Origin of the sequence: Glutamicibacter ardleyensis (assembly GCF_014644555.1) — a bacterium.
Taxonomy (GTDB): domain Bacteria; phylum Actinomycetota; class Actinomycetes; order Actinomycetales; family Micrococcaceae; genus Glutamicibacter; species Glutamicibacter bergerei.
In genome coordinates this window covers 62481-85142 of sequence record NZ_BMKX01000011.1, presented here as the reverse complement: position 1 = coordinate 85142, position 22662 = coordinate 62481, and the positions used below count along the sequence as shown (strand labels likewise).

At 59.0% G+C, this 22662-nt stretch carries 18 protein-coding genes and 1 pseudogene; 11 read left to right on the top strand and 8 right to left on the bottom strand.

The window, feature by feature from the left end; all coding sequences use genetic code 11:
* Nucleotides 1-49 precede the first annotated feature (49 nt).
* From IEX04_RS16695 to IEX04_RS16680, 4 genes are all read right to left on the bottom strand, one after another.
* Complete coding sequence (locus tag IEX04_RS16695) at nucleotides 50-1726, bottom strand: ribonuclease J (RefSeq protein WP_188687258.1); 1677 nt, start codon at nucleotides 1724-1726, stop codon at nucleotides 50-52.
* Nucleotides 1727-2199: 473 nt separating this feature from the next.
* Nucleotides 2200-2985: a universal stress protein gene (locus IEX04_RS16690; protein ID WP_188687257.1), complete on the bottom strand. Its 786-nt coding sequence runs from the start codon at nucleotides 2983-2985 to the stop codon at nucleotides 2200-2202.
* Nucleotides 2986-3075: 90 nt separating this feature from the next.
* Nucleotides 3076-4311, bottom strand: coding sequence for an MFS transporter (locus IEX04_RS16685; RefSeq protein ID WP_229677213.1), 1236 nt, complete (start codon nucleotides 4309-4311; stop codon nucleotides 3076-3078).
* A gap of 22 nt (nucleotides 4312-4333) precedes the next feature.
* Entirely contained in the window at nucleotides 4334-5833 is a 1500-nt protein-coding gene (locus tag IEX04_RS16680) for a SulP family inorganic anion transporter (protein ID WP_229677212.1), read from the bottom strand.
* Between the two features lie 509 nt (nucleotides 5834-6342).
* Between IEX04_RS16680 and IEX04_RS16675 the strand changes: the two genes are divergently transcribed.
* The 4 genes from IEX04_RS16675 to IEX04_RS16660 are packed head-to-tail and all read left to right on the top strand — an operon-like array spanning nucleotide 6343 to nucleotide 10923.
* Entirely contained in the window at nucleotides 6343-7950 is a 1608-nt protein-coding gene (locus tag IEX04_RS16675) for a peptide chain release factor 3 (RefSeq protein WP_188687255.1), read from the top strand.
* Nucleotides 7951-7960: 10 nt separating this feature from the next.
* Nucleotides 7961-8437, top strand: coding sequence for a hypothetical protein (locus IEX04_RS16670; RefSeq protein WP_188687254.1), 477 nt, complete (start codon nucleotides 7961-7963; stop codon nucleotides 8435-8437).
* 37 nt (nucleotides 8438-8474) lie between these two features.
* Nucleotides 8475-8852: a helix-turn-helix domain-containing protein gene (locus tag IEX04_RS16665; protein WP_188687253.1), complete on the top strand. Its 378-nt coding sequence runs from the start codon at nucleotides 8475-8477 to the stop codon at nucleotides 8850-8852.
* 49 nt (nucleotides 8853-8901) lie between these two features.
* Complete coding sequence (locus tag IEX04_RS16660; RefSeq protein WP_194446477.1) at nucleotides 8902-10923, top strand: acyltransferase family protein; 2022 nt, start codon at nucleotides 8902-8904, stop codon at nucleotides 10921-10923.
* A gap of 192 nt (nucleotides 10924-11115) precedes the next feature.
* Here IEX04_RS16660 and IEX04_RS16655 read toward each other — a convergent pair whose 3' ends face one another.
* Nucleotides 11116-11490 carry a MerR family transcriptional regulator gene (locus IEX04_RS16655; protein WP_188687287.1) on the bottom strand — a complete coding sequence of 125 codons (375 nt, stop codon included), beginning with the start codon at nucleotides 11488-11490 and terminating at the stop codon, nucleotides 11116-11118.
* A gap of 205 nt (nucleotides 11491-11695) precedes the next feature.
* Here IEX04_RS16655 and IEX04_RS16650 point away from each other — a divergent pair, with 205 nt between their 5' ends.
* The 4 genes and pseudogenes from IEX04_RS16650 to IEX04_RS16635 all read left to right on the top strand — a co-directional run.
* Entirely contained in the window at nucleotides 11696-13219 is a 1524-nt protein-coding gene (locus IEX04_RS16650; protein WP_188687286.1) for a SulP family inorganic anion transporter, read from the top strand.
* 464 nt (nucleotides 13220-13683) lie between these two features.
* Nucleotides 13684-14388: a hypothetical protein gene (locus IEX04_RS16645; RefSeq protein WP_188687252.1), complete on the top strand. Its 705-nt coding sequence runs from the start codon at nucleotides 13684-13686 to the stop codon at nucleotides 14386-14388.
* 298 nt (nucleotides 14389-14686) lie between these two features.
* Nucleotides 14687-15187, top strand: coding sequence for a GNAT family N-acetyltransferase (locus tag IEX04_RS16640; protein WP_188687251.1), 501 nt, complete (start codon nucleotides 14687-14689; stop codon nucleotides 15185-15187).
* Nucleotides 15188-15233: 46 nt separating this feature from the next.
* A pseudogene (locus IEX04_RS16635) lies at nucleotides 15234-16397 on the top strand (integrase core domain-containing protein); the annotation flags it as partial.
* 441 nt (nucleotides 16398-16838) lie between these two features.
* On the opposite strand, the gene IEX04_RS16630 reads toward IEX04_RS16635, so the two are convergent.
* Entirely contained in the window at nucleotides 16839-17879 is a 1041-nt protein-coding gene (locus tag IEX04_RS16630; RefSeq protein ID WP_188687249.1) for a hypothetical protein, read from the bottom strand.
* 84 nt (nucleotides 17880-17963) lie between these two features.
* Here IEX04_RS16630 and IEX04_RS16625 point away from each other — a divergent pair, with 84 nt between their 5' ends.
* On the top strand, nucleotides 17964-18131 hold the full coding sequence (locus IEX04_RS16625; protein ID WP_188687248.1) for a hypothetical protein: 168 nt from the start codon (nucleotides 17964-17966) through the stop codon (nucleotides 18129-18131).
* A gap of 683 nt (nucleotides 18132-18814) precedes the next feature.
* On the opposite strand, the gene IEX04_RS16620 is transcribed toward IEX04_RS16625, so the two are convergent.
* Nucleotides 18815-19159, bottom strand: a complete 345-nt coding sequence (locus IEX04_RS16620; protein WP_188687247.1) for a helix-turn-helix domain-containing protein — start codon at nucleotides 19157-19159, stop codon at nucleotides 18815-18817.
* On the bottom strand, nucleotides 19156-20265 hold the full coding sequence (locus IEX04_RS16615) for a tyrosine-type recombinase/integrase (protein WP_188687246.1): 1110 nt from the start codon (nucleotides 20263-20265) through the stop codon (nucleotides 19156-19158). Before IEX04_RS16615 ends, IEX04_RS16620 begins: the two co-directional genes overlap by 4 nt.
* Before the next feature lie 261 nt (nucleotides 20266-20526).
* Here IEX04_RS16615 and IEX04_RS16610 point away from each other — a divergent pair, with 261 nt between their 5' ends.
* Nucleotides 20527-21288, top strand: a complete 762-nt coding sequence (locus IEX04_RS16610) for a DUF4113 domain-containing protein (protein WP_229677211.1) — start codon at nucleotides 20527-20529, stop codon at nucleotides 21286-21288.
* 25 nt (nucleotides 21289-21313) lie between these two features.
* Nucleotides 21314-22576: a glycoside hydrolase family 3 N-terminal domain-containing protein gene (locus tag IEX04_RS16605; protein ID WP_188687244.1), complete on the top strand. Its 1263-nt coding sequence runs from the start codon at nucleotides 21314-21316 to the stop codon at nucleotides 22574-22576.
* Nucleotides 22577-22662 lie beyond the last annotated feature (86 nt).

Sequence of the window (22662 nt, the reverse complement as noted above, 5' to 3'; positions counted from 1 at the left end):
GACGATGAAGAGTTCTACCAGCGCCGAGGCATCAGGAAGCTCATACCGCTTAGATCGCATCCACGATGATCACGGTGATCACCGGCTTGCGCCGCAGTGCACGGTCCGTCCACCGCGTGAGCGCCTCGACAATTATGCCCTCGACGGAGGTTCCGGCCTTGGAGCCCTTGGCCCCGGAGCAGGCCTTCTGCACTACGCCGGTGGCCTTGCTGCGTTCCTGCGCGGAGAATTTGAATCCCACCGGGAAGAACTCAGGCGCTTCCTCCAGGACGCCGGTCTCCGGATCCAGGATAATCAAGACGCTCAACGCGCCGTCTTCGGCCAGTCGAACGCGGTCCTGGAGGGATTCCTCGGTGGCGGCACCGGCGACCATGTTCTCGACGTATACATAGTCGGACGGAATGCTGCCGGCAACGCGTGCGCGGCCGTTGACGAGGTCGACAACGGTTCCGTCCTGGGTGATCAAGACGTTGTCAGGATCGACTCCGGTGCGGATCGCCAGCTCGGCATTGGCCTTCAAATGGCGTGGCTCTCCGTGCACGGGCATGACGTTCTTGGGCCGGACCAGGTTGTAGCAGTAGACCAGTTCTCCGGCCGAGGCATGCCCGGAGACATGCACCTTCGCATTGCCCTTGTGCACGACGTTGGCGCCAAGCTTGGTCAGGTCGTTGATGAGGCGGTAGATCGCCGTCTCGTTGCCCGGGATGAGGGAGGACGCCAGCAGGATCGTGTCATCCTGGACGAGGTCAATGACATGGTCCTGGCTGGCCATCCGCGCCAGTGCCGCCATGGGCTCGCCCTGGGAACCCGTGCAGATGATGACTACTTTTTCCGGTGCCATTTTTTCGGCCGCCTTGAACTCCACCAGAACCCCGCGTGGGATTTTCAGGTAGCCCAGTTCTTTCGCGGTCCCCATGTTCCGGACCATGGATCTGCCCACGAAGGCGACCTTGCGCCCGTGCTGATGCGCGGAATTGATAACCTGCTGGATGCGGTGCACATGCGAGGCGAAGCTGGAGACTATGACTCGGCGTGGCGCGGTGCGCATGACGGTGTCGATGGCCGGTGCGAGGTCGGCTTCAGCTGCCATGAAACCCGGGACATCGGCGTTGGTGGAATCCACGAGGAACAGGTCCACGCCTTCTTCGCCCAGTCGGGCGAAACCGGCCAGATCGGTGATACGGCGGTCCAGCGGGAACTGGTCCATCTTGAAGTCGCCGGTATGCAGGATCTTCCCGGCCGGCGTGGTTATGGCCACGGCGAGACCATCGGGAATGGAGTGGTTCACGGCAAGGAATTCGAGGTCGAATGGGCCGACTTTTTTCTTCTCCCCTTCCTTGACTTGAACCGTCTTTGGGGTGATTCGGTGCTCCTGCAGTTTCGTTTTCACGAAGGCCAGGCTCAACCGTGCCGAGATCAGTGGGATATCGCTTCGCTCGCGGAGCAAATAGGGGATCCCGCCGATGTGATCCTCGTGGCCGTGGGTAATCACTAGGCCAACGATATCGTCGAGACGGTCACGGAGAGCCGAAAAATCGGGCAGGATCACGTCTACACCGGGATGATGCTCCTCGGGAAACAGGACGCCGCAATCAACGATCAGCAGCTTGCCGGCGTATTCGAAGACCGTCATGTTGCGTCCGATCTCACCGAGGCCGCCCAAGGGGGTGATCCGTATGGTTCCCGCGGCGAGGGGGCGTGGCGGTGAATGTCGTTTTCTGGTCATGAAAAACCGTTCTCTAGTTGTGGCGATGGGGATATTGCAAGTGGGCGCCGCAGCAGCCGTGGCAACCGGATCTGCAGCTCCGGTTCCGGCCGCGCGGAAGTAAGCCGTGCGGGGCGCACCGTGGCGCAGGAAACAGCAGCGAAGCTCAGCAAGCGCCGAGTCAGCCAAAGCACTTTCATCCAGGAACCTCCTGCCTCTGAACAGGCGCAACGCCGGGTTTTACGGCGCTTCCGGGTGCAACTTGCGACAGAGCAGATGTCGGCCGAGCTTCACCTTTTTGGGCTAATTCCCTGCATTGCCTTTCCAGTCATTCGCTCTGCCATGATCCGAAGTTTACTTGGATCTGTTGATGTTGTGACCTGGTGTGGACGATATTGGTATCGCATATGCCCGGCCATCGCGGCTACGGACATGCCGCCGGAAGCCTGTTCCCCGGCGGGGCCTAGGTCCACCCGCAGCCCTGGTATTTGTCGTTAATGAATTACTGCCACGGGGCACGCGGCACGCTCCAGCACAGACTGGGTGACTGAGCCAAGCAGCAACGTGCGGATGGGTCCTTGCCCTCGGGTGCCTATCACCAGCAAGTCGGCATCGCCGCTAGCCTTGGCGATCTCCTCCGCAGCGATACCCTGCACCCGCCGAACCTCTGTCCGAACACCGGAAAAGTTCTCGGTTACCCTCGCGGTCGCCTGTTCGATGTGTGCGTCAGTGGCTTTTTCAGGCTGCTTGAAGACCTGGAGGGCAAGCACGCTTCTGGAAGTTTCTTGAGCATGGCGCATGGCAAACTCCAGCGCCCTGAGGCTGTGCTCGGACCCATCGACTCCGACTACGATCCGCCCTGCGCGCGCGGAGGGCAGCTCACGCACCACCACCACCGGTCCGGACGCGTGGCGTATCACGTATTGGCTGACGGACCCGTTCAGCACACTTTGCAGCGGACCTTGGGTGCGCGCCCCCAAGACCGTGAGGTAGGCCGATTCCGCCGCATCAACCAGCGCCTCCCCGGGCGTTCGAAGCACGGTGGACACAGCGGAGTTTCCGGTCTTTGCCGAGGCCAGAATCCGGTCGAGTTCATCGGAGACGTGGGCTGCCTGGTATTCCTTCGGGACATCCGCAACTGCGGCAACATGCAGTGCGGACACAAACACCTGCAGCGGCCGCGAAAGCTCGACAGCGAGTTCATCAGCCCATGCCAGAGCCGTTTTACTATGTTCGGAACCGCCATAGCCCAGGAGTATGGCATCGGTGATAGTCGTCATATTGGGACTCTAACATAACGTAACGGTCATTTTCCTTCGCCAGCAAACGGCCTGAAGGCGTCCATCCGCAGCCGCCCCGGCCATCAGAACCTAATGCGCCGCAAGGGCCCGGGGTTCGCGGATAAGCACCGACATGACGCCCACCACCAGGGGCAACGCGGCAAAAACCAGCAGCGGGCCGACGTAATTGCCCGCTATGTCGCGGGCCAGAGAAAGCAAAATCGGCCCGAGGGCGGTCGCCGCCAACCCAATCGAGGTGGCAAATCCGCGAATGGAACCGATATGGACCGTACCGAAGTAGCGCGAGAAAGCTGCCGCTTCAATACCGCGCAGGCTACCGCCCGCCGCCCCGAGCACTAGCCCAAAGGCAATGGCCGGCCACCCCGGGGAAACACTCGGGACGAGGAGCAGAGCCGCGGCCATGGCAGCCATCGAGAAGGTGACGCAGTATTTAGGCGCAATGCGGTCCGCCAGCGCCCCGGCGCCCAGCGTGGCCGCGATGCCGCTGATGGTTTGCGGCAGGAAGTTCGCTGCCGCCTTGGCCGGCCCCAGCCCCTGGGCGCCCAGCACCGAGATCTGGTGAAATGCCAAGGCGGTAGTCAGCAAGCCAGTGACGGACACGCCCGCGACGAGCATCCAGAACATTGCGGTGCGCGAGGCCTGAGCCAGCGTCCATCCGCTGCCATCCGCATCCGGGAACCCGGCGTCCAGGCGAACCGGCGGCTTCCGCCCGGACGCTCCGCGCAGCAGCAGCGCGGTCGGCACCACTATGCACAGCACGGCAAGCGCCTCCAGGCGCCACGCGGCCTGAATGCCCACGCCGGCCACGAGGCCGGAGAGGGCAAAGGGGGCAATGGAGATTCCGCCTGAGCCGATAGCACTCGATAAGCCCAAGGCCAGCCCGCGGTGGCGGGTGATGGACCGGGCGACCAAGGTCGTCGCCGCGAGTGAGAGCGCACCCTGCCCGGCCAGGCGAATCCCGGTGAAGCCCAAGGTGAGGCCGGTAGCGTCCACGACGAAACTCAGGGCATAAAGGAATCCGGCGAATGCCAGGCCGATTCCGGCGATGGTGGCACGCAGGCTCCAACGGTCCATGGCTCGGCCCAGAAAGGGCAGGGCGAGGGCTCCGATCAGCGTGCCGATCAGATAGCTCAGCGAGACCCCCGACCGGCTAATGCCCAGATCCGCAATAATCGGATCGGTGAAGACGGACAGGCCAGCGGTCTGCCCCGGGGCGCTCATCGCGGAGAGCACCCCGCCGGCCGCGACGATTCCCAGCCATGCGGCCGGGAGTCCGTGTGCGGCGCGGGCGCGGGTGCCTTCCATCCTCGGTGCCTGGCTAGCGGTTCTAGTGCCCGCCGCCGAGCTTGCCGCCCAGGCGTTCGCGCATCTTCAGACTCGCGGTATTCAGCCCTTCGATCTCCACGGTCTTGCCGTATTTCTCGTACTTCTCCGTAATGGAGTCCAGGGCCGCGATGGTGGAGGCATCCCACAGGTGCGAGTTGTACATGTCGATGACGATATGCCCGGGATCCTCGGCGTAGCTGAACTGCGTGTACAGGTCGTTGGAGGAGGCGAAGAACAGCTCGCCGTTGACCTCGTACTTGGCGATCTGCTCACCGAAGTGCTCCTCGACGGTGCGGGTCACGGTGACCAGGTGCGCCACGCGGCTGGCGAAGAGCACCATCGCGGCGAGCACCCCGACGCCCACGCCGACGGCCAGATTGTGGGTGGCGACGGTGAAGATGACGGTGACCAGCATGACGATGGTCTCGCTCTTGGGCATCATGCGCAGCGTGGAGGGCTTGATGCTGTGCCAGTCGAAGGTGGCCACGGAGACGAAGATCATCACGGCGACCAGCGCGGCCATCGGGATCTGCGCCACGATATCGCCCAGCGCCACCGCCAGGATGAGCACGAATACCCCGGCCAGGAAGGTGGAGATCCGGGTGCGCGCCCCGGAGGCCTTGACGTTGATCATGGTCTGGCCCACCATGGCGCAGCCGCCCATGCCGCCGAAGAATCCGGTAATGATGTTCGCCGCACCCTGGCCCCAGGATTCGCGCGGCTTGTCCGAGTGGGTGTCGGTGACATCATCGACGAGCTTCGCGGTCATCAGGGATTCCAATAGGCCCACGATCGCCATGCCCAGCGCGAACGGGAAGAGGATCTGCAGGGTCTCGAAGGTCAGCGGCACATTGGGGATGAACAGGCTGGGCAGGCTCTGCGGCAGCTCGCCCTTGTCGCCCACGGTGGGCACGTTCAACGCGAACACGATCGCTGCGGCGGTGAGCAGCACGATGGACACCAACGGGGCCGGAACCGTCTTGGTCAGCCGCGGCAGCAGGTAGATCACCAGTAGTCCGGCAATGGTCAGCGGGTAGACCAGCCAGGGCACATCGATGAGTTCGGGCAGCTGGGAAGTGAAGATCAGGATGCCCAGGGCGTTGACGAAGCCCACCATAACCGAGCGTGGAATAAACCTCATGAGCTTGGCTACGCCAAGGATGCCCAGAATGACCTGGAAGATGCCGGCCAGGATCACCGCGGCGATGAAGTAGTCCACGCCGTGGCTTTTGACCAAGGGCGCGATAATCAGGGCGGTAGCCGCGGTGGCGGCGGAGATCATGGCCGGGCGCCCGCCCAGGAAGGCGATGGACACCGCCATCGTGAAGGAGGCGAAGAGGCCGATCCGCGGGTCTACCCCGGCGATCAGCGAGAAGGCGATGGCCTCCGGGATCAGCGCCAGGGCCACGACGAGGCCTGCCAGGACCTCGGTTTTCAGCAGCCGGGGCGATTTGAGCGTTCGCCACACGGACTGCCTTTCTTCAGGGCTCAGCCCTGCCATCGGGGGTGTATGCATGCTAGTTGCCATCAGGCTCCCATCGGTCGTCGGCGCCGTGCGCCGGTAGGTCAATAAGTTTCGGCGGGGCCGCTCGTGCACGGTGGCACGGGCAGCCCGGATCATTCAGCGTTCGCTCCAGCTTCTGCAGGCGAATGCAACTTCAGCTTGGTTCTGCGTCGACGCCTTCTAGCCATGGCCATAGACAGGAATCAGGCGCCGCCCAGATCCGGTAAAAATAACGCGCATGGCACCTCGGAACCAGCTGCGCGAAGCGGCGTCCTGCCGGACGGCTTCAAAACTTCGGGGTTTCATGTTCGGGAAGCCAGCGCCTTTGCTCACGCAGGCATTTCCCATCACGAAAAACACTACCATGACGTAAAGGTAGTGTTTTGACCATGTGATCGACGCCACCACCACCGGTACCATTGCCGGCGCATCCCCTCAATCGAGTTCGCCGGCGGCGGCAATGCGGCCCAAACCTTACTCTTACGTTATGGTATGGTTGCGGTATTATGTATGCGACGCCCACCGAAATTACCCATGAGGCCGACCGCCGGCGCACCGTCGCAATAATCGCGCATCCCGACGCAGGAAAATCGACCCTGACCGAAGCACTGCTGCTCCATGCCCAGGCCATCGAGTCCGCCGGAGTCGTGCACGGAAAATCCGGCAGGCACCATACCGTTTCCGATTGGAGCGCCATAGAGCAGGAACGCGGCATCTCGGTCACCTCCTCGGCGCTCCAATTCGAGATCGACGGCACGGTAGTGAACCTGGTTGACACTCCCGGGCACGCCGACTTCTCCGAAGACACTCTTCGGGTCCTGGCGGTCGTTGACTCGGCGATTGTGCTGCTCGACGCAGCCAAAGGCTTCGAGGCGCAAACCCTGCAGCTGCTGGATGTCTGCCTGAAACGCTCGATCCCCGTGATCACCGTGATCAACAAATGGGACCGGCCCGGCAAGCATCCGCTGGAACTCATCGATGACATAGAGCGAGTGACCACGATGCGCCCCATGCCCATCACATGGCCCATCGGGGATGCCGAACGCTTCAGCGGACTGTACGAGCCCCTGTCCAAGAAGGCCTACCGCTACGAGCAATCCTCTGCGGGGGCACACCGGCCGGAGCAGACCCCCGTGCCTGAAGCAGATCTCGACTCGGTGTTCGGCGCTGATGGAAGCACCTGTCTGGATGAAATCCAGTTGCTCCAACTCGACGGTTATGCATTCAGCCCCGCGGATTTCCTAGCCCGTGCCGGAACACCAGTCTTCTTCAGCGCGGCGCATAGAAATATCGGTGTAGGGCAGCTATTGGATTTCATCTCCCGGCATGGCGCTAGACCGGGGGCACGAATCGACATCAGCGACAACCCGCGCCCCGTCAAAACAGATTTTTCCGGATATGTCTTCAAAATACAGTCGGGCATGAATCGCGCCCATCGCGATCGAATCGCCTTCGTTCGCGTTTGTTCAGGGGTATTCGAACGCGGAATGGTGGTCCACCACGCACAAACCGGGCGGCCCTTCACCACGAAATACTCACAACAGATTTTTGGAAGCCGCCGCTCCACTCTGGAAATAGCCTGGCCCGGCGACGTGATCGGACTGGTCAACGCAACGGCGCTAAGCCCCGGGGACACGCTTTACGGCGAGACACCGGTCGCTTTTCCCCCACTCCCGCACTTTGCGCCAAAGCATTTCAGAGTTGCGCGGGCAACCGACGGGGCAAAATACAAGCAGTTCCGGCGCGGCCTGGAACTGCTTCGGCAGGAAGGCGCAATCCAGGTGTTCATCGCCGAACGCCTCGGTGAGCAATCTCCGATCCTCGGTGCCGTCGGCCCGCTGCAATTCGAAATCGTCTCCTCACGCATGGCCGAGGAGTTCTCGGCACCGATCGATTACGAAGAATTGCCGATGACCCTGTGCTACGGCTCCACCACGGAAGCCCACGAGGCCCTCGCCAAACGATCGCAGGCCGAGTGCGAAGTGGCGACTCGCGCCGATGGTTCAGTTGTCGTTTTGTTCTCGTCAATCTGGAAGTACCAAGCCATTAAGCGCGACCGGCCCGAACTCGAATTTTTCAGCCTGTCTGGCTCCAACGAAACCAACGAACCCTAAGAGAGAAGCGATGGACAATCAAGTATTGAAAACCGACGATTACGAGCTGGTGCAGAACTTCCTAGTAAGTCAGATCACCGCCCAGCTGCATGCAGGAGCCGATCGGCAATCCTGGATCCGCTTGATCAAGGAGCTGCGACCCATTGATCGTGAGCAATGGGCCCGGCAAACCGGATTCCTCTTTGACTTCACGCTGGGGCGGTTCCTCTGCGCAATTCAGGAAACCGTTCCTGAAACCCTGAACTTCATACACGCCGGATCCGAATTCCTTGGCGACTTCCTCACCGCCGTGGCTACACAGAATTACGTCGCAGCCGAGGGGCTGTGGAACACCAAGAATGCGGCGCACATCAGCTACGACGGCTCATTGCTGCCTTCCACCGCGGAACTGGCGGAGCAGGCGAGCGCCATTTCCGAGATTCTCACGGTGCAGCAGCTCCTCCCGCACTTGCCGCCTGAATTCTTTCCGCCCAATTTCGTCTCCTGACCCTGAGACGTCAATCTTCGACAGTTTGGAGGATGCCATGGCGTGCACCGCAGAGCACACAATGCACATTGGTGAACTAGCCGACCGTACCGGTTTATCGCTCAGAACCATCCGGCACTACGGAGAAATCGGACTTCTCCCGGCCAGCACACGCACGGAAGGCGGATTTCGCGTCTATTCGGAGTCGGACTGCACCAAGGTCTTGGGCATCAAATGCCTGAAGTTCCTGGGATTCGATCTGGAGACGATTGCAGAAATGCTGGATGTCACCCAAAACCCGGATGCCGCGCGACTGCCGCGGATTCAGACTCTCGTTGCCGAGGCTCGGATTAGCCTCAACACGCTGGAGCAGCAGCTCGCGGAGGCACACAGCTTCATTGCAGCCCTGGAGCGCAAATCGGCAAGCAACGAGTAGCCGACCGGCCCGGCTACGCAGAAACCGGTGAATCCTTGAAAGGGGCCCCTTGACACTGACAGCACCAACACCTCGGCAACACAGCTCGCCGCCCAGCGCCCGGTTCCGCCCCGAGATCAACGGGCTAAGGGCTTTGGCCTTGGCCCTGGTACTGATCTACCATATCTGGGTTGGCCGAGTCTCTGGGGGCGTCGATGCCTTCTTGCTTATTTCTGCGTTCTTGCTGACCTCTTCTTTTGCGGCGCGTGCAGCAAACAACCGCCCCCTCGCCAAATACTGGCGCAAGATTTTCCTCCGCCTGACGCCGACAGCAACTGCAGTCCTGCTCGCCACGCTGGCCTCGATCATGCTGCTCTTCCCCGAAATCCGCTGGACGCAGCTTATCCAACACGCTTGGGCCTCGCTGCTCTATGCCCAGAACTGGGCCTTGGTCCTGGAGTCGGGAAACTATCAGATCGCTGATGCAGCGACAGCCAGTCCCTTCCAGCATTTCTGGTCCCTGTCCATCCAGGGTCAGGTATTCATCCTCTGGCCCTTGCTGTTGCTCATGGCTGCAGTCATTGCCCGACGGTACAGGCCTTCGTTCACGGCGATCGCCGCAGCTCTGTTCCTGACGATTTTTCTCGGCTCCATGGCTTTCGCGATCGCTGAGGCAAATGCCGGATCTGGCTCGGCCTACTTTGATACCAGAGCCAGGCTTTGGGAGTTTGCCCTCGGATCCCTGCTCGCGCTGGCACTGCCTCATGTGCGGCTGCGACCGGGCCTTCGGGTTGTCCTAGGCTGGGTTGGGCTGCTGGGTCTGGCCAGCTGCGGGATACTGATCCGCGATGTCGCGGCCTATCCGGGGTGGGGTTCCCTGCTGCCCACCCTCAGCGCCGCCCTGGTAATTGCCGCAGGATCCACCGCGCATCGGTGGGGAGCGGACCGTTGGCTGACCGCACGACCGATACAAAGAATTGGCGACCTGTCCTACGGGATCTATCTGTGGCATTGGCCGCTCCTGGTCGTCTACTTCGTGATAAAGCAGAAAGACGCGGTGACGATAGCTGAAGGGCTGGGAATCATTGCGTTGGCTGTCTTATTGGCTTGGTGCACGGAACGGTTTTTCGACCGTCCACTAAGATTTTTGGCAACCACCTATGAGCGAATAAGCGCCAGCTTTCTCGTTGTCTTGGCAGTGATGGTGGCCGTGCCACTGCTCGAATGGCAGAACCGCATACATCATGCCGAGACGCAGCTCCAGCACCAGAGCCGCGAGCTGAACCCCGGTGCGGCCGCGCTGGGCGCCAATGACTTCGAGTGGTCGACAAACGCGCTGCCCATCCCTGCGGCAACAGCATTGGACGAGCAATGGGGCAACGCCGGCCCTGCCTGCGAGCAGAAATACGCCCCCGATCATGCGGCCATCGACTCCTGCCACCAGATAGAACCGACGGCTCCTGCGCAGAAGACCATCGCCGTCATCGGCGACTCGCATGCCCGGCAGCTGATGACCGGAATCATGCCGCTCGCTCAGGAGCGGAACTGGCGAGTCATTTCATTGCTGAAAAACGCCTGTCGTTATGGTGCCGAGTCCACGGAGCGTGACCCGGCCTGCAATGCGCATAATGCAGCAGCGCGTGAGCACGTACTCGAGATTTCGCCCGATGCGGTGATTACCTTGGGCACCATGAGCCTGGCGCAGGCGCCCCGGGAAACTATGGTTCCAGAGTATGCAGCAGGCATTGAACCCTTCCTGGAGAACAAGATCGAGGTTCTCGCCATTCGGGACAATCCAAGGTTCGATTTCAACATGTACGAATGCGTCGCGCTGCATGGCAGCTCCGCCGCACAGTGCAACCCTCCGCGCAATGAAGTGATTCCACCGGATAACCCCTTGGAAGAGCTGTCCGCGGACGTGCCGCTATTGCACTCCGTAGATTTCACCGATGCAATATGCACGCAGCTGACATGTCCTGCCATCGTCGGAAATGTCTACGTGTACCGGGATTACGACCATCTCAACAAGACGTATGTTGAGACGATGATTCCAGCTATCAAACGGGAAATCCTTGAAAAAACCGGGTGGTAGAGGCCTTGGGCTGCGTTGCTCCAGAGCAGAACACCTGAAGCACAAATCGAAACCAACGCCAACTTGATTTGGTCGGTTGCGTGCTGAACCCGACTGCGCGCGGGGGCTCCTTGCCCGGACGCACTCACCGCGTCGGCACGCCAGCGGGGAGAATCTATTTGCTTGAGAAACGAAGATGAGTCGAGGCTGTGCCTACTGCCCAGCTGGGGCCTCGCCGGAGGAATCCAGTCGGTCGATCAGTTCATCAGCCTGGCGGAGATTGCGAATGATCTTTTCGCGCCGGCTCTTCGCTTCACCGGTCAGGAACGCCAAGCGCTCCCGGGCACCCTCGGTCAGCTCGCCGCTGTCGCGGTCGGCCAGAAGTGCCAGGATTTCGGCCATCTCATCAAGAGAGAATCCAAGTGGCTTCATCTGCTTGACTACCTGCAGCCGATGCATGTCGGCCACGGTGTATACGCGGAATCCGCCTTCGGTCCGCCCGCTGGCGGGCAGCAATCCGACCTCGTCATAGTGCCGGATGGTCCGCAGGGACAGGCCCGTGGTTTCAGCCAACTCACCAATGTGCATGGTCTTGACGTCGCGCTCATTATTCTCCACAGCGAAATTCCTCCACGGTAGCCATTTAAACCCTACCACTACGTTAGTTTACAATTTTGAAGCAGTAGGTATATCGTGCCATCTCCCCAGCCGTTTTGCATTTCAGGTGCCACCAGGCCCTGGCATCACCCTACGAGAAGCACCCATCCCGCGAGAGTTAGTTGAGCATTTTTCCGTGAGCACCAGCACCACAGCGGCCCGTTCCGCACTGAGCCCCACCGAGCGCCAATCGGTCCTGCGCACCCTGAAATCCCCGCGATTGTTGAAGACCGAGGTCCTCGCCGGCCTGGTAGTAGCGCTGGCCTTGATCCCCGAGGCCATCGCCTTCTCCATCATCGCCGGAGTGGACCCGCGCATCGGGCTGTTCGCCTCCTTCACCATGGCGGTATCCATCTCCTTCTTCGGAGGCCGTCCCGCCATGATCTCCGCCGCCACCGGAGCGATCGCGCTGGTCATCGCACCGCTGGTAGCCAGCCACGGCGTGGACTACTTCATCGCCGCGGTCATCATGGCCGGGATCTTCCAGGTGGTGCTGGCGCTGCTGGGCGTGGCCAAGCTGATGCGCTTCATCCCGCGTCAGGTAATGGTCGGTTTCGTCAACGCGCTGGCCATCCTGATTTTCCTGTCCCAGGTCCCCGAGCTGCTCGGCGTGACCTGGCTGGTCTATCCGCTGGTGGCGTTGGGCCTGTTGATCGTCTTCGGCCTGCCCAAGCTGACCACTGCGATCCCGGCCCCGCTGGTGGCCATCGTGGTGCTGACCGCGATCACGGTCATCGCCTCGCTCGCCGTCCCCACCGTGGGCGACAAGGGCCAGCTGCCCGAATCCCTGCCGACCCTGTTCTTCCCGGATATCCCGCTGAACCTCGAAACTCTGCAGGTGCTCTTCCCCTACGCACTGGCCATGGCCTTCGTCGGCCTGCTCGAGTCCTTGATGACCGCCAAGCTGGTCGATGACGTCACCGATACCCATTCGAACAAGACCCGCGAATCCTGGGGCCAGGGTGCGGCGAACATCATTACCGGATTCTTCGGCGGCATGGGCGGCTGCGCGATGATCGGGCAGACCATGATCAATGTGAAGGCGTCCGGGGCGCGCACCCGCATCTCGACGTTCCTGGCCGGGGTGTTCCTGTTGATCCTCGTGGTGGTTCTAGGCGATGTGGTGGCCTTGATCCCGATGGCAGCCCTGGTCGCGGTGATGATCTTCGTTTCCATCGCAACCTTCGACTGGCACAGCATCCGCCCTTCCACGCTGCGCATGATGCCCAAGAGCGAAACCACAGTCATGCTGATAACCGTGGCCTTCACGGTCGCCACCCACAACCTGGCCATCGGCGTCGGGGTCGGCGTGCTCACCGCCATGGTGCTCTTCGCCAACCGCGTGGCCCACCTGGTCACCGTCACCCGCACCGTCGAGGAGCACTTCGGCGAGAAGATCGCCAAGTACGTGGTCAACGGGGAATTGTTCTTCGCCTCCTCCAACGACTTGTACACGCAGTTCAACTACGCCGAAGACCCGCAGAGCATCGTCATCGACATGCACGACTCGCACCTGTGGGACGCCTCCACCATCGCGGCCTTGGACGCGATCACGGACAAGTACGCGAAGTACGGAAAGAACGTGGAGATCACCGGGCTCAATAAGGCCAGCGCCGCGATGCGCGAACGCCTTGGTGGCAAGCTCGGCGGCGGGCACTAATACATCGAATAACGTAAAGGCAGCGACGGAAACTGACTCCGTCGCTGCCTTTTATTGTGCAGCATCGCGAAAATGATCGTTTTTGAGACGTGTGTTAGACCCTTGTTTTTCCGCCGCAGTTCTTGGCGGGGCCGGTTTTTCGATGGGTGGGACAGTATCTACAGCCCCAGGCCGGCCAGCACCTGGCCAGATTGCGCATGTCTCGATTGGTGACGACTCGTCCCGAGAGGACGAAGGTTTTGTATGCGGTGGTTGATAATCATCCGATGCGGGTGATCCGTGAAGCGGTGCTACTGACTGAGCACGCGGTGGAAACCGCCGGGCAGGTGCCCAAGCATCACCGGGGTGAATCGTGGGGCGTGGCTTTGTGCCGGGAGCGGACCCCTTATAAGAAGTGTCGGCGGGGTGTGTCATGCTGAGCGAAAGTGAAATCAACCGGATTTCATGGCGCAAGAAGGAGTGAGATGGGACCTCTTCCAGGAAGCGGGCACGGATTCATCGCCTGGGTCAGGAATAATTTCGGCACCGAGATGGTGACGGTCATTCATCAGTCGGAGCAGGGCAGAGAAGAGCGCACTGAATTAGAAGCCCAGATGCAGTCCAAGGCAGCCTTCTTTGATGTTGAAGCACCGGTCTATGAGGGCGACCGGTTGGAGATTCCCGATCCGCGCGGTGGAGTGCAGCGCGTTTACATCACCGACGTGGAAGTGAATCGGGCCGGTGGACGCATACGAGCCGATATGAGCCATATCAAGGCGACATTCAGCACCTCGGCACCCCAGAGTAACCCTCCAGGAGGGCACTCGGGCACGGTGATCTACGGAGATCATGCCATTGTTGCTTCAGGCTCACGGGTGGCGATTGCCACCCATGGAGGGCGTGTGGTGCAGCATGAGGAAGTTCCTGCCGCCTTCACCGAGCTGGTTGCTGCGGTCCAGGGTGCGTTGGAGCTGCTGGAATCCTCGGATTGTTTCGGTCCGGATGACCAGGAGATTGGCCGGGATGCAGGATCGGTCATTCTGCAAGAAGTGATTAAGGAAGAGCCGGACCAGAAGAGCCTTAAAGGGGCGCTGGTGAGTTTGCGGGGTGTTTTGACGGCTGGGATGACGTCAGCCTCGGGCTCGGCGGCCAGTGAAATCATCAAACAGCTTTTCGTTCCTGGTAGTTGAAAGACGTGGCTGACCGCACGGTCTATGGCGGCGTGGTGGGTCCAGGGCGCTAGTTATCTCACTGCCGTGGACGGGTCGGCCTTCATTGCGTCAACTGCGGCTGCGCCAGGATGGTGCCGTATCGTCTGGTCTTGTTTATAACTGAAAAAACAGTCTTTTCGTACTGAAGCATCCCGCAGTCATCACGGGATGCTTCAGTGTTTAAGGACATGGTAGGTATCTCATTGGATCGAATGCCCATGTAGACCTAAAACGATCGGTAGTGACTAGACGATGAACAAAGCAATAAGCTAGACGGATGCTTCCTAACACCACTGCGCGATTGCGCTTTCGACAGATGGCTCAGACAGACTTAGATGACATGGCCGCCATGCTTGGAGACTCAGCTGTAATGACTTATTATCCGGCTCCCAAGACTCGTGATGAGGCGAGCAAGTGGATCGCTTGGAATGAGGAAAACTACGCTGAGTATGGCTTCGGCTTGTGGATTGTTGAAACGCTGGGCGGCGAATTCCTCGGGGATTGCGGACTGACCTGGCAGGAAGTTAATGATCACTCAGAACTCGAAGTCGGATATCACATGAGAAGTGAAGTCCAAGGCCACGGCTTCGCAACGGAAGCCGCTAATGCTTGCATAGAGTTCGCAAGAGACGTACTTCACGCCAAGAAAATAGTTGCAATTATTCATCCCGAGAACACTGCTTCTCGACGTGTTGCCGAGAAGCTAGGTATGGCACAAGTGGAAGATGACTTTGGCGGAGCGATTGCTGTTCGAACAGTCTTGGGAATGGAGCTTTAACTCAATACACCGCTTTAGAACCGCTGTCGGATAGTTACATTCAACAACGATCCATTACGAAGCGACTGCCAACCATCAGGAATTCCCTGGAGGAAAGGTGCCATCCGTCGCGACGATCGCCCGGCTCTTGGCAGAGGTTGGGCACGTTGATCGGAACCCCAGAAAACGGCCTAAGTCCTCCTACGTTCCGCTCGCCAGATCAACCGTGATGGCACTGTGGCAGTTGGACGCTTTCGAGTATCGAACCGGCAAGAATCAACTCCTCACTGTCTACCAGCTCATCGACGACGCCAGCCGCTACGATGTCGGATCCTCTGCTTTTCGACGTCATGAGAACAGCCAGGACGCACAAGCTGTCCTGGCGCGAGCAACCAAGGCCTACGGTGCTCCGCAGGAAGTACTCAGCGATAATTCCAAAGCGTTCAACCAGTTGCGCAGCGGCGTCATTGGTATGGTGGAGATATTCCTTGCTTCGAAAGGCACAATACCGATTTCAAGGCTCCCCGGCCGGTCCACCACGCAGGGAAAGAACGAACGTTCGCACCAGACGCTGCAACGCTTCTTGGAACAGAACAAGCCGCAGGATCTCGCCGAAGCGCAAAAGTTGATTCAACGATACCGGGAGCACTACAACCAGCATCGCCGGCACCAGTCATTGAACCAAGCGACCCCGCAAGCGGCATGGGATTTGCTGGAGCATACCCCGGCGGTTGAGCCGTTGCCGCTGGCGATGTCGGGAGCGAAAGCAGCGGAGTATTTGAGCAAACGACGTCTAGCCCAGAACGTGTCGCTGGTCAGCGATGTGGTGGTTTCCAAGCACGGCGAGATCATGCAAAGCACTCATGATGTTTCTGATCTGGTTCCTGGTTTGGCAGCGAATCAGATGGCGGTTGAGGTGACCAGAGAAAACAGGAAAACCTACTTCCAGGGGTTTCATATTTCCTTGCCGACCTCATTTGCGGGACGTCAGTTCGTCAGGACGATTACCGATGATGAATTCTTGCTTTCTGATCCTGTGAACGATGAGGTCGTGTTGTCGTTTCCTTTGCCTACGGTGGCGTTGAAAGTCAGAGGGAAGCTCGTGTCTTCGTATTCAATTAGGGGGATACAAGTTTCGTTGGTTATACGGCAATGGGAGAAGAAGGCAGAGCAATACCGGGCAGCGATTCAAGCGAATGAAGAGCTGATGCCAAACGTCTTCGAACACTAACGAGCGACTGTGGCGCAACTAACAACAGCTCCGATACTGCTGCTGATAGTTGTGCACAAAGTATTGAGGTTCAGTGTCCACTAAGCCATGAGTTTCGGCGTCTACGAAGTCACGAGATTTCACACCCGGTGGGTGGAATCGCGGTACTAGTTACGCGGGCTATCGGTTCTGGATACAGGCATGTAACAACGAGGAACAATCTTTGGCCTGGCACTGACAGCAGAGGTCGCGATATTCGTAAATAAAACGGCAAATCTTTCCTCGCTATCCGGTGAGAATAACTACCTCTCGGACAAGCCCCAGACTATATTTTCGATGCAGGGGCAAACAACTTCTCCAGAGAATATTACTGAGTCTTAGTGAAGTGAAGTTCGGCAGTGATGCAAACAGACGCCGGGCCGCTGTGTGCAGCTACTTCATATACAGCACAGGTATCGAAATCTAACGAGGTTCTGTCGTGATACGAACACGCGGGTAATCGGCCCAGTCGTGGCCGCTGTGGGTGCTCCAGCGTTCAGCGGCGTAGATGGAAATACCCAGGAGGTCGGCCAGAACCGATGGCGGGAGGTCCCGGGCAAGGATCATGAGCGCAACATTTCTCGCGGATCTGAGATTGATGCCTCTTGGTGCGAGCGGTCCCCGTATCGCCGCAGTGGTGAGGTGGCGGCCTGCTCGTTGGCCTTTGAAGAGCCATATGTTGTTGTCATGAAGCGAAGCTGGCGCTGTATCCAGGAGACGTCGCACGAGTGATCCGAGTACTTCGGGAAGCTTAATCGGTTCGGTTCCGAGCGAAAGATAGGTGCTATCGCCGTCCAGCTTGACGGCATCGCGTCGCAGCGAGACTACGCGTGTGAGCGCTGTTCCGTAGATGAGCGAAAGGAGTCCGCCGATGCGCGCATTCAACCCGAGGTCCTCGGCTGTGAGGAGGTCTTTTGCCCAGGCCCATCGCTCGTCGTCGGAAGCTGACGACGTTCCTAAGTGGCTTTGCTGGTACTCGCTGTGCAGACGGGTGAGGCCGCGGACGCGTGCCCAGCGAATGAAGGGTGTGAGCTGCTTGCCAGTCCGCCCGTGGGTGGCCACGTAATTATCGAAGGTACGCTGAGGTACGGTTCCGAGATCCAAATTGAGGCTATCGAGCGTGCTGAGGAGTTCGGAGACCGCGATCAGGTGGGCCTTGGATCCTCTATGTCGAAGGCTTTCATCCTTAGTGCTGAGGTGCCCTGCATCGGTAAATCGAGGGTTGACGATCCATGCTGCATATTGCTTGAGAAGCGATCGATGGGTTGGGTTTGGCAGAGTCCCGAAGTACTCTTCTTCCCACACCTCTAGCCGAATTCGGTCGAAATTTTCAGTGGGGACGACACCCGCTTCCATTAGTAGAGCGGCTAGATACCCGCTGGCGCCCGTGGCGCGAACTCTCGCTACGGAGAGAAGGGAAATGGGCGTGCGGCCGGCAGCCATGTCATGAACGACACGCGCCATTGGGCTGCGTCGGACCCAACTGATTACTGCATCGGCGTTGTTCCCGTTGCGGAGCAAGTAATTTTCGAGGGGCATCAGTAGAGGATGGGGAATGCCGTCATCGTCGGAGATCAAGATTCGAAGAAGTCGGGGAGCAATGCAAATGGCGCAGTAGTTTCCTTGGAGTGGTCGTTGGTCGTTGCCGCAGTCGGCACATTGGCCCCGATCGTATTGGTTCGCGCAGCTGGGGCAAATGGGGCCGTCGTCACGTAGATAGGGTGTGATGCGGTATTCCCCGCAGCGCGCGCAGCTGCGTGGTTTTTTGCGGAGTGATTGGTTGCACTTCATGCACAGCGGCTTGCCATCGTTTCGTGCAACCGCGGGCCGAACGTCGCCGCAGTGGGCGCAGGCCATTGGGGGTGAGGAGTAGCATCCCTGACAGATTGGACCGTGAGCCCGTCTCCCCACGATTACACCTGGAATCTCGCAGACAGCACATTTTTTATGGCTACGGGGATCTCTTCTCCAGCAGCTTACGCAGTAGGGTGCGTCGTCGATTATTCGGTATCCGCTCTTAGTGACATTGCCACAGGTAGTGCAGTCAGGGGTAGTCGCGCGACGATTGCAGGTAGCGCATCGTTTCCCTCCGTTCCCGTCCCTGTGGGGAAGCTTCTGGGCACGTCCGCAGGTGGAGCACCGTGGCAGCTGGATGTCCTCGAAACCCCTTGCCCGTAGGTTTTTGATGAGACGATAGGCTGTCGGCGATGCGTCTGAGCGGCCCGAAATGAGCAAGTCGGGCTTTGAAGCTAGTTCTTTTGCAAGCCAGGTACGAGCATGCGGGCCTCCTGCGCTGGTCGCTGCTGCGATGAGTATTGGTTCGGGGAGCTCGGGAAGCTGTTCTTTACACGCCGACACGATGCTGTCGAGGACAAGCTTTGGTTCCTGAATTGGCTTACTCATTTGCCCTGCGGTGTTAGTGGCGGGCGATGGATCCGTGCGGGCACCGGTCGCAGGTTCCCGATGGAACCGCGGGATGGTTCGACGGCGTTCACGACGGCCTTCTCGTCCACGACTCGAACCTCGATCAGGTCCGAGACTGTGCAATTCAGCGCGGCGCACACGGCCCCGATGAAGCTCAGATTCGCTCGCTCGGGTGTCTGGGTCACCAGCCTGAAAACCTGCTCCCGGGAGAGGTTGACGCCGAATTCCTCAAGCATGGGAATCAGCTCGGTGGTCTTGAATAGACCCTGATCGGCCATCAGACGACGCAGGTTCCACACGGTCTCAACTCGCTTGGTCACGGTACCTCCAGGGTGTTGAAGCGGCTCAGTGCGTCCGCAAGTATTCGGTTCTTGTAGTCGCCGCTGACGGAGGTATAGATGGCCGTCGTTGAGGAATGTTGATGGCCAACCTGCTCTTGGACAAATCGGTCTGCGTAACCGTACTCGATTAGGTGGGTGACATAAGAATGACGCAGACAATGCAACGTCAGGGCGGGGTCGAGACCGGCTTCGCGCCGGAGCGCCGTAAACCGTCGGTCAATGTATTCAAGCGACACTCGGGTTTTCCTTTCGGTTGGCCACAGCGCCGGAAGTTCCCCAGGCGCAAATAGTGCGCGGCCCTCGCCAACCCACTGCTGCATTCCATCTATCCACCAAGAGAGTTCCGGGATGAGCAAGACTGTCCGACGCTTCGGCGTACTTCCTTTGCTCGATTTTCCCCATCGAACGTGCAGGGCAGCGTACTGTCCCCATTGAGGAACGCGTGCGTTTGCGTGAAGGTCATGGATGTCCAAGCCGCGCAGTTCGGCCCTTCGCAGCCCGAAAGCGTAGGCCGTCTTGAACATTTGTGCGTCTCGAAGAGCCGCCAACGCGCCCTTACGACCATCCCTGATGGCAGTTTCAACTCGGGAGTCGGCGTAGTTGAACAACATCTCTATCTCATCGAAGGTCAGCGCTCGCTTGGCGGGGAGACCTTCGTAATCTGCGACGTGCTTTGTGGTGTTCCACGGTAGGCAGATTTGCGAAGGTGTTTCTCCGAACTGGGCTTCGCAAATTTCGACCCAGTCGTAGTCAGGACTGATCAAGTAGCTGCAGAATACCTGCAGGATTCCTTGTCGTTGTCTGATCGTTGAGATTGCGAGGCGTTTTGAACGCATGTGGCTGGTGTATTCGTCCATATCTGACGCTTGCCACTTCCACGGGTAGGAGCCTGCGTAGTCTGTGAAATGCCTGACGGTTGAGGTTCGGCCCTCAATGGTGGCTTCGGCTAGGCTTCGGCTTCGTTGTTGTTGCTCCCAAGAACCGAGCATCGATTCGTAGACCGCTTCATCGGGATGAAGGGCCGCGGTTCCGGAATCGAGCGATAGCACTTGCCGGAGGTTGCTGACGTCCAAAAAATGTTGCATCTAATTCCTGATTGTATGAATAGATGCAACAAATATCAATGGTCAATTCGATCTTTCATTGGCTAAGCTGTAGTTGCGGACGTCCCCTATCTCCGGCAGGCGCTATTGGTCATCAATACATACCTAGCCAGTTGCATTTAACGCAATAATCTATGGTTTAAAACCCTTGCTAAATTCTCTAACCACATCGCCAAACACAATCCGTCTATGGACGGAGTGTGCATTGAACAGTTGATGGAGCCGGCGCTGGTATCCAGAATCATGTCGCAGGTTCCCGCCACAGATGTGTGGGGTGTGGGCAAAAAGACCGGTCAAAAATTGACTGGGATGGGCGTTCAAAGCATCGCCCAACTCAAGGCCACCGACCCGCAGCTCATCCGCAAGAAGTTCTCTGTAGTATTGCAACGCACGGTGATGGAGCTCAACGGGCAACGCTGTATCGGGCCGGTGGAAGAGCGTTCGGATAAAGGCCAGGTAATGTTCACCCGTTCCTTCTCCACCCCTGTGCGAACACGTGAAGCGATGGATCAGGTGATGTCCATTTACGCACAGAAAGCAGCAAGCCGTCTGGCCAGTGAAGGTCGTTACGCTAGTTTGCTCACGGTGACAGCCGGAACCAGCCGCTTTGCTACCTCGGCCGCATCATTCCCTAGCGCCCAAATACGTCTAGTCAGACCCACCCGAGATCCCATTGTGCTGACGAAGATCGCGGTAGCAGCGATGAACGAGTTGATGGAGCCAGGTATCGACTACGTCCGTGGGGGAGTGATCCTCTCCGGGCTGAGCGAACACCCCGGAGCCGATGAGCTAGACCTAGGACTACTCGGCTCAACATCCGCTGAAGACTGCGAAAAAGTCAACGTCAGTGATGTCGTGCAGCAGGTCTCCCAACGGTTTGGCGCAAAAGCTATTGGCCTGGGCAGCGCCGGCCTGGCCAAGGCACCGGAATGGTCTATGAAACGCGAACATATGTCTCCGCGCTATACCAGTGACTGGGACGAGCTCTTTACCGTGCAAGCATGAAGGTTTTGGTGACACAATAACTCTCATGTCTACTGTGCTGCGTCGAACGGTGGGGCTGAGCTTGCTCGGCACACTTCTACTTAGTGGTTGTACGGCCCCCGCAGAAAACGCGGAACAGCCTACTCCGAGTACTGCCGGGCCAACTCAGCCCAGTTCACCAAACCCCTCGAGCTCCGGATCGGCTATTGAGCCTTCGGCTACAGCCAGCTCGGCCAGCCCCACACAAACGGACCCGGAAGCTGAACTACAACAGCAAGCGGTGGCGCTCGCCGACTCGATGAGCCTATCTGAACAGGCGCGGAGCTTGGTCATGGCGGGTGTCTCGGCAGACGGCGCCTCAGCGGCACACATCGCTTCGCTGAAGAAGTCGGGAATCTCTAATGCTTTTCTTCGTGGCAGGTCGCAGCTCTCGCACTCCAAGATTTCTGGCAGTGTGCGCAAACTCCACGAAGGTTTGGAAACCAACGTTCCCGATGGACTACCTGTCTGGGTAGCCACCGACCAAGAAGGTGGCTTTGTCCGGGTGCTTCAAGGGACCGGATTCACCAAGCTACCCACCGCATTAGAACAGGGTACTTGGTCCAAGAAAAAACTACGGTCGAATATTTCCACGCTCGGTACTGAGTTGTCCGAGGCCGGGATCAACGTCAACCTTGCCCCGGTAGCCGACGTGGTGCCACAGAGTTTGGGCACGGGCAACGCACCTATCGGGAAATTTGGACGGCAGTACGCCGATAATTCCGCGGATGTTGCGTCCGCGATTTTGGTAGTGAACCAAGAACTCAGAGATGCCGGAGTGCACCCGGTAGTCAAACACTTCCCGGGATTGGGCAGAGTAAGCCTGAACACCGATACCCATGCCCAGGTTACCGACACAAAAATCGGGGCAGAAAGCACCGATCTAGAACCTTTTAAGGCCGCCATTGAGCAGGACCTCGCGTGGATCATGATTTCAAACGCCAAATATACGCAACTGGATAAAGACAATGATGCACCTTTTTCAAAGAAAATCATCACCGGCCTGCTGCGTGAAGACTTAGGGTATGAACGCTTGATCATCTCCGATGATCTGTGTGATGCGAAACAGGTTTCCGCGGTGCCGGTAGGACAACGTGCGATTAAATTTGTTCAAGCCGGAGGCACGATGCCTTTATGCGTGGATGAGAATAAGTCGCTGACCATGGCGAGCGCCCTAGCAAAGCAGGCAGCAAAAGATGACAAGCTGGCGGCGCAGGTCCGCGAGGCGGCAACGCTGATTCTGGCCGAGAAGCTTCGCGAGAACTCATAAATTTTGTCTGGCTTGTTGCCGGATAAAGCTATTTTGGGCAAAGAGAAGACCCGGGCGGATCCCTACTCGCTAGGGAACGCCCGGGT

Bases quoted from the DNA above. Each gene is read 5' to 3' on its own strand.
- IEX04_RS16630 (WP_188687249.1), bottom strand. From the start codon at position 17,879: ATGGCGCGTGTCGTTCATGACATGGCTGCCGGCCGCACGCCCATTTCC.
- IEX04_RS16680 (WP_229677212.1), bottom strand. From the start codon at position 5,833: ATGGCAGGGCTGAGCCCTGAAGAAAGGCAGTCCGTGTGGCGAACGCTC.
- IEX04_RS16695 (WP_188687258.1), bottom strand. From the start codon at position 1,726: ATGACCAGAAAACGACATTCACCGCCACGCCCCCTCGCCGCGGGAACC.
- IEX04_RS16645 (WP_188687252.1), top strand. From the start codon at position 13,684: ATGGGACCTCTTCCAGGAAGCGGGCACGGATTCATCGCCTGGGTCAGG.
- IEX04_RS16640 (WP_188687251.1), top strand. From the start codon at position 14,687: ATGCTTCCTAACACCACTGCGCGATTGCGCTTTCGACAGATGGCTCAG.
- IEX04_RS16615 (WP_188687246.1), bottom strand. From the start codon at position 20,265: ATGCAACATTTTTTGGACGTCAGCAACCTCCGGCAAGTGCTATCGCTC.
- IEX04_RS16675 (WP_188687255.1), top strand. From the start codon at position 6,343: ATGTATGCGACGCCCACCGAAATTACCCATGAGGCCGACCGCCGGCGC.
- IEX04_RS16670 (WP_188687254.1), top strand. From the start codon at position 7,961: ATGGACAATCAAGTATTGAAAACCGACGATTACGAGCTGGTGCAGAAC.
- IEX04_RS16655 (WP_188687287.1), bottom strand. From the start codon at position 11,490: ATGCACATTGGTGAGTTGGCTGAAACCACGGGCCTGTCCCTGCGGACC.
- IEX04_RS16665 (WP_188687253.1), top strand. From the start codon at position 8,475: ATGGCGTGCACCGCAGAGCACACAATGCACATTGGTGAACTAGCCGAC.
- IEX04_RS16690 (WP_188687257.1), bottom strand. From the start codon at position 2,985: ATGACGACTATCACCGATGCCATACTCCTGGGCTATGGCGGTTCCGAA.
- IEX04_RS16685 (WP_229677213.1), bottom strand. From the start codon at position 4,311: ATGGAAGGCACCCGCGCCCGCGCCGCACACGGACTCCCGGCCGCATGG.
- IEX04_RS16625 (WP_188687248.1), top strand. From the start codon at position 17,964: ATGGGGAATGCCGTCATCGTCGGAGATCAAGATTCGAAGAAGTCGGGG.
- IEX04_RS16610 (WP_229677211.1), top strand. From the start codon at position 20,527: ATGTCGCAGGTTCCCGCCACAGATGTGTGGGGTGTGGGCAAAAAGACC.
- IEX04_RS16605 (WP_188687244.1), top strand. From the start codon at position 21,314: ATGTCTACTGTGCTGCGTCGAACGGTGGGGCTGAGCTTGCTCGGCACA.